General features: G+C 74.9%; 8 protein-coding genes. 6 read left to right on the forward strand and 2 right to left on the reverse strand.

Annotated features, from left to right (window positions below):
• Positions 1-16: 16 nt before the first annotated feature.
• A complete protein-coding gene (locus I6A81_RS15400; RefSeq protein WP_203003435.1) occupies positions 17-1669 on the forward strand; it encodes an MFS transporter in 1653 nt (550 codons plus the stop codon).
• A gap of 37 nt (positions 1670-1706) precedes the next feature.
• Positions 1707-2765 carry an LLM class flavin-dependent oxidoreductase gene (locus I6A81_RS15405; RefSeq protein WP_238429222.1) on the forward strand — a complete coding sequence of 353 codons (1059 nt, stop codon included), beginning with the start codon at positions 1707-1709 and terminating at the stop codon, positions 2763-2765.
• Between the two features lie 205 nt (positions 2766-2970).
• Here I6A81_RS15405 and I6A81_RS15410 read toward each other — a convergent pair whose 3' ends face one another.
• Positions 2971-6057, reverse strand: coding sequence for a helix-turn-helix transcriptional regulator (locus tag I6A81_RS15410; RefSeq protein WP_203003436.1), 3087 nt, complete (start codon positions 6055-6057; stop codon positions 2971-2973).
• A gap of 356 nt (positions 6058-6413) precedes the next feature.
• Entirely contained in the window at positions 6414-7184 is a 771-nt protein-coding gene (locus I6A81_RS15415) for an AfsR/SARP family transcriptional regulator (protein ID WP_203003437.1), read from the reverse strand.
• 313 nt (positions 7185-7497) lie between these two features.
• On the opposite strand from I6A81_RS15415, the gene I6A81_RS15420 reads away from it, so the two are divergent.
• The 4 genes from I6A81_RS15420 to I6A81_RS15435 form a co-directional block, all read left to right on the forward strand.
• The gene (locus I6A81_RS15420) at positions 7498-7725 is read left to right on the forward strand and encodes an acyl carrier protein (protein ID WP_203003438.1); all 228 of its coding nucleotides are present in this window, start codon (positions 7498-7500) and stop codon (positions 7723-7725) included.
• Positions 7726-7841: 116 nt separating this feature from the next.
• Positions 7842-8768, forward strand: a complete 927-nt coding sequence (locus I6A81_RS15425) for a 2-oxo acid dehydrogenase subunit E2 (protein WP_407661309.1) — start codon at positions 7842-7844, stop codon at positions 8766-8768.
• Positions 8765-9841, forward strand: coding sequence for an alpha/beta hydrolase (locus I6A81_RS15430; RefSeq protein ID WP_203003440.1), 1077 nt, complete (start codon positions 8765-8767; stop codon positions 9839-9841). Before I6A81_RS15425 ends, I6A81_RS15430 begins: the two co-directional genes overlap by 4 nt.
• A gap of 7 nt (positions 9842-9848) precedes the next feature.
• On the forward strand, positions 9849-11356 hold a 1508-nt coding region (locus I6A81_RS15435), incomplete at its 3' end, for a beta-ketoacyl [acyl carrier protein] synthase domain-containing protein (protein WP_203010215.1).

The following is an 11356-nucleotide window of genomic DNA, read 5'->3' on the forward strand; positions in this document are numbered from 1 at the left end:
CTGCTTGGAGGTATCAGTGTCCACGTCATCGATACCCAGCACGGAGGTACGCGCGCCGGCGGACGGGTTCACCCGCCGGCCGGGGATCGCGCTGATCGTGATCGCGGTCTCCGAGCTGATGGTCGCCCTCGACGCGACGATCGTGAACGTCTCGCTGCCGGCAATCCAGCGCGACCTTGGCTTCTCGGCCACCGACCTGTCCTGGGTCCCGAACGCCTACACGCTCGCGGCCGGCGGCCTGCTGCTCCTCGGCGGCCGGATCGGCGACATCCTCGGCCGCCGCCGGGTCTTCCTCGCCGGCATCACGCTGTTCACCCTCGCCTCCGTGTTCGCCGGGCTCGCCCCGGACGCGAGCTGGCTGCTGGTCGCCCGGGCGCTGCAGGGGGCTGGCGCCGCGCTGACCGCCCCGAACGCGCTCGCCCTGGTCACCACGAACTTCCGGGAGGGACCGGAGCGCGACCGCGCCGTCGGCGTGTACGCGGCGGTGACCGGGTCGGGCGCCGTGCTCGGCATGATCGGCGGCGGCATGATCACCACCTGGGCGTCGTGGCCGTGGATCTTCTACATCAACGTGCCGGTCGGCATCGCGGTCCTGGTCCTCACGCCGCGGTTCCTCAACGAGTCCACGCGCACCCCGCACCGCCTCGACCTGCCGGGGGCCTTCACCTCGACGGTCGGCGTCGCCGCCCTGGTGTACGGGCTCGTCCAGGCGGCCTCGGAGGGCTGGCGCGACGGCCGGGCGCTGATCGCCTTCGCCGTCGCCGCCGTGCTGCTGGTGTCGTTCCTCATCATCGAGCCACGCACGCGGGAGGCTCTGACCCCGCTGCACCTCTTCCTCAGCCGCAACCGCTCCGGCGCCTACGCGGTGAACCTGCTGATGATCGCCAGCATGCTCGGGATGCTGTTCTTCCAGACCCAGTTCTTCCAGGAAGTCCTTAACTTCAGCCCGCTGCGCGCCGGCCTCGCCTTCATCCCCATGACGCTGGTGATGGTGCCGTCGACCCAGCTCGCCGCGAAGCTGATGACGCGGTTCGGCCCGCGGCCCGTGATCGCCTCCGGCGCCCTGGTCGCCGCGATCGCCGCGATCTGGCTGTCCCAGGGCCTGTCGGCCGACAGCGGCTACGTCGACACCATCCTCGGCCCGCTGCTGCTCATCGGCCTCGGCATCGGGCTGATGATGGTTCCGCTGACGGCGGTCGCCGTCTACGGCATCCGCCCGGAGGAGTCCGGCGCCGGCTCCAGCCTGCTCAGCGTCACCAACCAGGTCGGCGGCAGCCTGGGCCTCGCGATCCTGGTCACCGCGTTCGGGACGGCGAGCCGCGACGCCGCGCGCTCGCCGGAGGGCGCCACACCCGTCGAGCAGGCCCACCACGTGCTGGCCGAGGGCGTCGTCGGGGCCTTCCAGCTCGCCTCGATCTTCCTGGTGGCCGCCACCGTGCTGGCGATCGTCGTGATCAACGCCAAGGCGTCCGAGCTCGGCTCGGCGGACCCGCACGGGGCCGCCGCCAGCCCGCCGCCGGCCAGCCCCGCGCCCGCGGCCGTGCCACCCCCCGTTTCGGCCGCGCCACCCGCCACGTCGGCCACGCCGCCCGCCACCGCGGCCGGAACCGCGCCGGCGGCCGAGCCCGCCGTCAGCACGCTCAACCCCGGTGAGCCCGCCAGCCGGTAGCCGGCGCGCGACCGACGACCCGAAGGGAACCACGGCCTTGCCTGACGCCTCGCCCCCCAGCCCCCACCCGACGCTGTCGGTGCTCGACATCGCGCCGGTGATGAGCGGCGCGTCCCCGTCGACGACGCTGAACAACACCCTCGACCTGGCCCGGCGGACGGAGGCCCTCGGCTACCACCGCTACTGGCTCGCCGAGCACCACAACACGCCGAGCATCGCGAGCTCGTCGCCCGCCGTCCTCATCGGCCAGATCGCCGCCGCGACCTCGACGCTGCGGGTCGGCGCCGGCGGCGTGATGCTGCCCAACCACCAGCCGCTCGTCGTCGCCGAGCAGTTCGGCACGCTCGCCTCGTTCCACCCCGGCCGGATCGACCTCGGCCTCGGCCGGGCGGCGGGCACCGACCCGCTGACCGCCCAGGCGCTGCGCCGCGGCGGCGGGCAGCCGCACGGCGACGACTTCCGGGAGCAGATCGACGAGGTGCTGGGCTTCCTCGGCGCCGGCCGGCGGGGACCGGTGGCCGCCTACCCACAGGCCGAGGCACCGCCGCCGGTGTGGGTGCTGGGGTCGAGCCCGGGCGGCGGGCGGCTGGCGGGCGAGCTCGGCCTGCCGTTCGCCACCGCGCACCACTTCAGCCCGCAGAACACGGTGAACGCGGTGACGGCCTACCGCCGCTCGTTCCGGCCCACCGGGCACGCCGCGGCGCCGTACGCGATCGTCGCGGCACTCGTGATCGTCGGAGAGGACGACGCGCGGGCGCGCCGGCTCGCCAGCTCCGTCGAGATCGCCCACCTGGAGCTGTTCACCGGCAACCTCGGCCCCTACCTGAGCCCGGAGGAGGCCGACCGGACGCCGTACTCCCCCCAGGAGCGCCAGCTCGCCCGGGACTCGTTCGCGCCGCAGCTCATCGGCGGGCCCGAGACGGTCCGCCGCGCGGCGCGCAAGCTGCTCGCGGAGTCCGGCGCGGACGAGCTGATGGCAATGACGATCATCCACGACCACGCCGCCCGGGTGCGCTCCTACGAGCTGCTCGCCGAGGCCTTCGCGGACGTGCCCGCCGCGGTGCCGACCCAGCCGGCGGCGCTCGGCCTGAGCTGACCTGGCTCGGCGCCGCGCCGGCGCCGCGGTGTGTGGTCACCTGTCCAGGACCCCGACGGGTGACCACACACCGGGCGGCGCGGCGCCGCGATCCTCCGTCGTCGAGACGCCGCGATCCTCCAGCGGAAACGGGCCCGAGCCCGCGCCGCCCAGCCAGCCCGCCGGGCTCAGCCCGCCGGACTCGGTCAGCCCGCCACGCCCCGGCTCAGTCGATCTCGCTCATGAGCCGGGCCAGCGCGGCGCGGGACGGGACGTTCAGCTTCCGGTAGATCCGGGTCAGGTGCACGTCGACGGTGCGTGGGCTGAGATAGAGTTCCGCCGCGATGTCCCGGGTCTTCTTGCCCGTCCCCGCGATCCTGGCGATCTCCCGCTCCCGCTCGGTGAGGACGGCCAGCGGGGACTCGGTGGCCCGGCCGGCACGCGCGCCACGGTCGGCGTCGGCCTGGTCGGCCGCGAGCTGGGCGAGGCGTCGCTGCTGCTTGTCCGCCTCCTCGTAGATGCTCGTCGCCCCGCACTCCCGGGCCAGCTCGCGCGCCCGCTGGAACATCACCGCGGCGTCCGGGGTCCGGTCCACCGCGGCGGCGCACTTGGCCGCGAGGATGAGCGCCCACGCCTCCAGGTAGACCATCCCGGCGGCCGCGAACGACGCCGCGGCGTTCTCGTAGAGCTCGGCGGCGGCCGCCGGCCCCAGCCGGGCGCGCACGACGTGCGCGTGCACCGTGCGCGCGTAGCCGTGCTCGCACGACAGCGCCAGCGCGTCCGCGTCCAGCGGCCCGTCCAGCTGCTCGACCCAGTCCGGCGCCGGCCGGCTGCCCTGGATGTTCTCCAGGGCGGTCATCAGCAGCTCCTGGCAGGCAGAGCGCAGGAACGACGGCACCGACGGCAGGTCCGGGCCGCCGCCCGCGGTGACCAGCAGCCCGACGCAGCGCTCCGGGTCACCGGCGATGGTGGTCGCGTTCGCCAGCGAGATCGTGGCGACGTAGCTCCACCAGGAGCCGCTGCCCCGCAGGGTGCCGACCGCCTGCTCGGCGATGGACACCGCCCGGGTGGCCCGCGGGTCGGTCCACGAGCCGCACAGCGAGGTCAGCGCCAGCGCCAGCCCACGGATGTGGTGGGCGTCGATCTCCCGGGCGAGCTCCCTGGCCTCGCCCGCGGCCTGCTGCGCCTCGGCGAGCCGGCCCACCCGGTAGCAGGTCACGCTCAGCCCCACCAGCAGCAACGGCCGGACGTGCCGCTGGCCCGCGCGGGCGGACAGGGCCATCCCGCGCCGGAAGTGCCGCTCGGCGCCGTCGGTGCGGCCCAAATAGGTCTCCGTCCAGGCGAGCGCGGCGACGTACTCGGGGTGGCGGGCGAGCTCCGTGTCGGGCAGCCCGTCCACCAGCGACGCGCAGGACGCGACGGTGCGCAGCGCGGCCGCCTTGTCGCCGCTCAGCGTCGCGTTGAGGCCGTCCAGGGCCAGCGCGCCGACCAGCGCGGTCCGGTCGCCGCGTGCCCGCGCCGTGCGCACCGCGAACGCGACGTCGGCCTCGGGGGTCAGCTGGCCGTCGAAGACCCCGGCGATCCCCTGGGCGGTGATCATGCGCAGCGCGTCGGCTGGCCGGTCCCGCCCGCCGAGCTCGAGCTCCGCCGCGACCAGCGCGCGGGCCTCCTCGTACCGGCCGAGCAGGCACTCCATCAGGGAGCAGAAGGTCACCGCCTCGACCCGCGGGCCCGGCGACCCGACCGGGGAAGCCCGCAGGATCTCGTGCAGGATGTCCCGGCTGTCCGCCAGCCGTCCCGACGCGCCGAGCGCCTGGGCGAGCAGCAGCCGCAGCCGGAACTCGCGGTCGGGATCGGCGACGTCGCCGTGGGCGTCGCGGGGCAGCACCCGCAGCGCCACCCGCAGCCACCGCGCGGCCAGCCTCGGGTCGGACCTCGCCGCGTCCTGAGCCGCCAGGGTGAGCACGGCGAGGTCGTCGGCGTCGGAGCCGGCGAGCGACCGCTCGATGTGCACGGCCAGCTCACCGGCCGGCGCGCCCTGCTCGGCCAGCAGCAGGCGGGCCCGCCGGTGCGCCGGCACCCGCCAGCACGGGTCGATGTTCGCGTAGACGAGCATCCGCAGGAACGGGTGCCGGAAGCAGTACTGCGGGGTGCCCTCGACGGGGCGCAGGACATCCCGGCGGACCAGCTCGGTGAGCGTCGCGCAGGCGGTGGTGGCGTCGAGGTCCGCGACGGCGGCGAGCCCCGGCAGGTCGAACCGGTCACCGAGCACGGCCGCGGCGTCGACGAGGCACCCCTGAGCACCGCCCTGGATCGCCAGGTCGCCGAGCACCAGCGCCGCGTACCGGTCGAAGACGGCGTCGCCGACCGGCAGGCGCGACGCCGACCCGGTGTGCGCCCCGGCCCGGGCCAGCGCGAGCAGGTAGAGCGGGTTGCCGCTGCTGTCCCGGTGCAGGTCACGCAGCCGCTGGCTGCGTGCCGGCAGCCCGGTGACCTGCGCCGCCTCGGCCAGCGACAGCCCGCGCAGCTCCAGGCGCTCGACGGTTCCGAGCGCCACGCCGCGGGCGAGGCTGCTGCGCAGCCGGGCATGCGCCTGGCGGCCCCGGTGCGCGACGACCACCAGCAGCGGTGCCTCGACCGGACGCCGGATCAGATAGTCGAGGAACTCCACGGAGCTGTCGTCCGCCCAGTGGAAGTCGTCGAGGACGAGCAGCAGCCCGCCGCCGGCCAGCTGCTCGAGCAGCGTGCGCGCGGCGCGGTACAGGGAGAACCTGGTCGAGTCCGCGGGTACGGCCGGGGCCTCGGCGGCACCGAGCGCGCCCTGGGGGCCGAGGTTGCGCGTGAGCACCTCGGCGGTCACGGGCGGCAGACCGGCCAGCGCCTCGGTGGTGAGCCGCTCCGCCAGCACGCCCGCGAGCACGCCGAACGGGATGTCCTGCTCGAACTCGGTGCACCGCTCGGAGAGCACGGTGACGCCCTGGGCCCGCGCGTGCTCCGTTATCTCGGCGAGCAGGAACGTCTTGCCGATGCCCGGCTCGCCGGAGATCTCCAGGATCCGGCCGGCCGCCCCGGGGACGGGCCACCGGAGCCGGTCGACCTCCCGGGCGACCCGTTCTCGTTCCGCGCCCCGGACGGGAACCGGTCCGGTGGCCGCCCTGTCCGGCCGGTCGGACCCGTCCGCCGGGCCGGCCGGGCTCGCCTCTGGAGTGCTGGCGCGGGCGCGGGTGAGGCCCGCGGCCGGTCGGGCGTTGGCCGCCCGGCCGCCGGGTGAACGGTTGGCCTGTGCTCGGATGATCGTGTCGACGCGGCTCACAGCGGAACAACGCTCCCTTCGCCGAAAGTGACCGCCCGACTGGTCGTCCGTCTCGACGATCGTGGCCAGTGCGGCGTTGCTGGTCCCCCGACGACGAGTTGTGGCCGCGCACGAACCACGGCGGCAGCGGGCGGTGCGATCGCCTACCGGGCTGACTGTGCGGCGCGGAACTACTCGGCGATCTGACGACAGAGCGAAGACGCGATCAACGCCATGTCGATGTAATGGCGTTTGGTGAGGATCCGGAACCGGCCCATGGGCAGTGACCTTACCTCCCCCCACCAAGGCATGTTGCTACTTCACCTCTTTTCCCATCGACGTGGTGGTAATCACGTTGCGTGGCATCGCCCTCCCGGTCAGCCAGCGCGCCGCAGGTCCAGACGGCCGTCGGCGGCGAGGATGGCGTCGTGCAACTCGCGCAGCGCCCGCCCCGGGTCCAGGCCCAGCTCACCGCGCAGGATGTCGCGCACGCGGCGATAGGCGTGCAGGGCGTCGGCCTGCCTTTCGGAGCGGTAGAGGGCGAGCATGAGCTGACGGTGAAATGATTCACGCTGCGGGTGCTCGGCCGTCAGGGAATAAAGCTGGCCGACCAGTTCCCGATGACGACCGAGCACCAGGGCGGAATCGATGCGGGCCTCCAGGCATTCGAGGCGCATTTCCTCGATCCAGGTGACGAATCCGGCGATCATTCCGCTCTCCCGCAGATCCGCGAGCACCGGCCCGCGCCCCATCCGCAGGGCGGCGTCGAAGTTCTCGACGGCTTCGGCGTGCCGGCCGGCACGGACGTCGGTGCGGCCACGCTGCACGAGTTTCTGGAAATCGTGCAGATCGAGTTCGTCGTCGCCCCGCCGCAGCAGGTAGCCACCGGGCCTGGTGACGATCGGACTGCCCGCCACATCCGGCCTGACCAGGAATTTTCGCAGCTGGGACACGTAGACGTGCATCGCCGTGGTGGCCCGCCGGGGCGGCTCGCCGTCCCAGATCTCCTCCATCAGCCGGTCGGTGGTGACGAGCTGGTCGGCGCGGATGAGCAGGACGGACAGCAGGATCTTCACCTTGCGCGCGCTGATGGTCGGGCTTCCGGGCTTCCCGAGGACACGCAACGGGCCAAGGACCTCGTATCTCACGACACTGCTCTCTTCCGACCGATGAACAGGCAACCGAATCACCGGGATGGCACGCGGCGCATCCCGGAGTGCTGGTGAAATCGTCCGGCCGCGGACCTGGCGTTCGAAGCGGCGGCGGCGCACCCATCGTCACACGTAGGCCCACCGGCCACATCCGCGAAATTACGTACTTCTCCGCCCCCAGGCGGCCGCCATGCCGGTCACCCACCGACTCCTGCTGTGACGCCGGTCACCGGATTGCCCGCCTGGCTATTAGCAGCGCTTTAGCGGGCGCCCGCAGGATGCGGTCGACCGATCGACGGAGGACGACCGCATGGACAGCATCGAGGACTTCCTGGACCTCGTCCGCGACGAACTGGGCCTACCCGTGGCGACGCCGGAGGCCGGCACGGCCTTCGACGAGCTCGCCGGCTGGGACTCCGTCCACCTGCTCGCCCTGGCCACCGCCCTGGAGCGGGAGACCGGCCGGCGGCTGTCGCTGCCCGAGGTGCTGGAGACCACCAGCCTGGCGGAGCTGTACCAGCTGGCGGTGGGCCGATGAGCCCGCGCGGCCGGCGGCCCGCCGGCGCGGCCAACGGCGACGCGGCCAGTGACGGTGTGACCAGTGACGGCGTGACCAGCGGCGGCGTGACCAGCGGCGGCGTGACCAGCGGCGGCGTGGACGTGCGCCCGGTACGCCGGGAGCGCCGGCACACCCTGTACTTCCTCGGCGACGTGCGCCGGTTCTCCCCCGTCCACCTCGACACCGAGGTCGACATGAGCGCGGTGCTGCGGCACCGCGACGAGGCGGCGCGCGCGGGCCGGCGGTACTCGGTCGTCAGCTACGTGCTGCACGCCGGCGGCCGCACGCTCGCGGCGCACCCGGAGGCGAACGCGGCGATCGGCGGCCGCCTTCGGCCGAAGGTCGCGCGGTTCGCCACGGTCAGCGGCAAGCTGACCCTGGACCGGACCCTGTCCGGGCAGCGGGTGGTGCTCGCCGCCGTGCTCCAGGGCCTGGACCGCGCGACGCTCGACGAGATCCAGGCGACGGTCGACCACTACCGCGACGGCGACCCGGAGTCGATGCCGGAGTTCGCCGGCACCCGGGCGCTGCACCGGCTGCCCGCGCCCGTGGCGCGCGCCGCCTACCGGCGCGTCGCCAGTCCCTTGGCCCGGCGCGCGGCGGTGCGCGGGACGTTCTCGGTGACCTCGCTGGGGCACCGCCCGGTGGACGGGTTCCACTCCGTCGGCGGCACCACGATCACCCTTGGCGTCGGCCAGATCGCCGAGCGCCCGGTGGTGCGCGCCAGCGCGGTGACGACCGCCCCGCTGCTGCGGCTCAGCCTGACCTTCGACCACCGGGTGATCGACGGCGCGGAGGCCGCCGACGTGCTGGCCGACCTGCGGGCCGCGCTGGAGACCTTCGGCGCGGCCGAGCCCGACCAGCCGTCCACGGACCCGGCCGCCACCGGCTCGGCCGCGACCGGCTCGGCCGCGACCGGCTCGACTCCGGCCGGCCCGGCCGCCGCCGGCTCGGCCGGACCGGCGGCGGCGAGCTCCCCGGACGGCTCCCTGAACGGCTCCCTGGAAGGACTGCCCCGATGAGCGACGTGGCCGAGCTGCGGCAGTACGCGCTGGTGCACGCCCGCAGCCAGGGCATCGGCCCAGACGTCTACGGCCCGGTACTCGACGGCGTCGACAACGACTCCGACGGCGCCGAGGGCTCGTGGGCGCTCGCCTGGAGCCGGGCCGCCGCCGACGCCGAGCGCCGCGGCGAGCTGCTCGACGCCGTCCGGCTCTACAACCTGGCCCGGTTCCCCTACGTGGACGGGCCGGTGCGCCGGGAGGCGCACGCCCGCTCGGTCGCCGCGTTCGACGCGTGGCGGCGGGCCGGCACCGATATCCAGTCCCTGGAGCTGGACCTGCCCGGCGGCCGGGTCCGGGCGTGGGGCGCCGGGCTGTCCGCCACCGAGCGCCGGCCGCTGGTGATCCTGATGGGCGGCATCGTCAGCACCAAGGAGAGCCACGCCCCCGCGCTCGCCGAGGCGGACGTGCTCGGGATGGCCGGCATCGCGACCGAGATCCCCGGGATCGGCGAGAACGGCCTGGCCTACGGCCCGGACAGCTGGCGGCTGCTGCCCGACCTGCTGGACGCGGTCGCCGACCAGGCCGACGTGGCGAACACCTACGCGCTGACGCTGAGCTTCAGCGGCCATCTGGCGCTGCGCGCCGCGGCCGCCGACCCGCGCATCCGCGGGGTGGTGACGACGGGCGCGCCGGTGCACGACTTCTTCACCGACGCCGACTGGCTGGCCCAGGTCCCGCGGATCACCCTGGACACCCTCGCCCACCTGACCGGCGCCAAGGTCGCCGACCTGCCCGCCCACCTGCGCGACTGGGTGATCCCGGACGAGGAGCTGGCCGGTCTCGACATCCCCGTCGCCTACGCCGCGAGCCTGCGCGACGAGATCATCCCGCCCGGTGACCTCGCCCGGCTGCGCCGCCACCTGCGCCGCCTCGAGGTGCTGGAGAAGGACGACGTGCATGGTTCCCCGGCCCACGTGGCCGAGGTCCGGCTCTGGACGATCCTCACCGTCCTGCGGCAGCGGGGCGTCACCGGTCCCGTCGTCGACGGGCTGACCGCCGCGGTCGAGGCGGCTCGCACGAAGGAGCACTGACCCCGCGATGGGATCCGAGAAGAACCGCGCGACCGCCCCGGCCGTAGGCGCCGACACCAGCCCCGGCTCGAACCGGGGCACCGGCATCAGCGGCGCCCGCGAGCCGATCGCGGTGGTCGGACTGTCCTGCCGGCTGCCCCAGGCCGCGAGCCCCGCCGAGTTCTGGCGGCTGCTGCGCGACGGGGTGGACGCGGTGACCGACGCGCCGGCCGACCGCTGGGACCTGGAGCTGCTCGCCGAACTCGGCCTGTCCGAGTACGGCCGTGGCGGGTTCCTCGACGCCGTCGACCGGTTCGACGCGGGCTTCTTCGGGATCTCACCGCGCGAGGCCGCGGCGATGGACCCCCAGCAGCGCCTCGTGCTGGAGCTGGCGTGGGAGGTGCTGGAAGACGCGGGCGTCGTGCCGGAGACGCTGCGCGGCAGCCGGACCGGTGTGTTCGTCGGCGCGGTCGGCTCCGAGTACGCGAGCCTCACCGGGCGGTACGGGCCGGCGGCGATCGACCGGCATACCATGACCGGCCAGGCCCGCGGCCTTATCGCCAACCGGGTCTCCTACCTGCTCGGGCTGCGCGGGCCGAGCCTCGTCGTCGACGCCGCCCAGTCCTCCGGCCTGGTCGCGGTCCACCTGGCCTGCGAGAGCCTGTGGCGGGGCGAGACGACACTCGCCATCGCCGGCGGCGTCAACCTGAACCTGCTCGCCGACACCAGCGTCGCGGCGGCGCGGTTCGGCGCGCTGTCCCCCGACGGGCGCGCCTACACCTTCGACGCCCGCGCGAACGGCTACGTGCGCGGTGAGGGCGGGGCGACGGTCCTGCTCATGCCGCTGTCGCGGGCGATCGCCGAGGGCTGGCGCGGCTACGGGGTGATCCTGGGCGGCGCGGTGAACAACGACGGCGGCGGCGCGGGACTGGCCGTGCCCGACGGCGCCGCGCAGGCCGCCGTCCTGCGGGCCGCCTACGCCGACGCCGGCGTGGACCCGGCCGAGGTCCGCTACGTCGAGCTGCACGGGACGGGCACGAAGGTCGGCGACCCGGTCGAGGCGCGGGCGCTCGGCGCGGTGCTCGGCGCCGGCCGCTCGGAGGACCGCCGGCTGCGGGTCGGCTCGGCGAAGACGAACGTCGGGCACCTGGAGGGCGCCGCCGGCATCGTCGGGCTGCTCAAGGTCCTGCTCGCCCTGCGCCACCGCCAGCTTCCGGCCACCCTGCACCACGCCGAGCCGAACCCGGCGATCGGGCTGGCCGACCTCGGCCTCGCCGTCCAGGACCGGCTCGGCCCCTGGCCGGCCGGCGGCGGCCGCGGCGACGGTGACGACGGCGACGGCGACGGCGACGGCGACACGCTCGTCGCGGGCGTGAGCTCGTTCGGCATGGGGGGCACCAACTGCCACCTGGTCGTCGCCGGGGCGCCGGGCATCCCGGCGCCGCGCCCCCCCAACCAGGAGCCGCCCCCGGGCGGCCCGCGGGCCCGGCCCCGGCCGGTCACCCGGCCCCCCCCGCCCCCCCTGCGGCCCGGGGG

The organism is Frankia nepalensis (assembly GCF_016786325.1).
GTDB classification, from domain to species: domain Bacteria; phylum Actinomycetota; class Actinomycetes; order Frankiales; family Frankiaceae; genus Pseudofrankia; species Pseudofrankia nepalensis.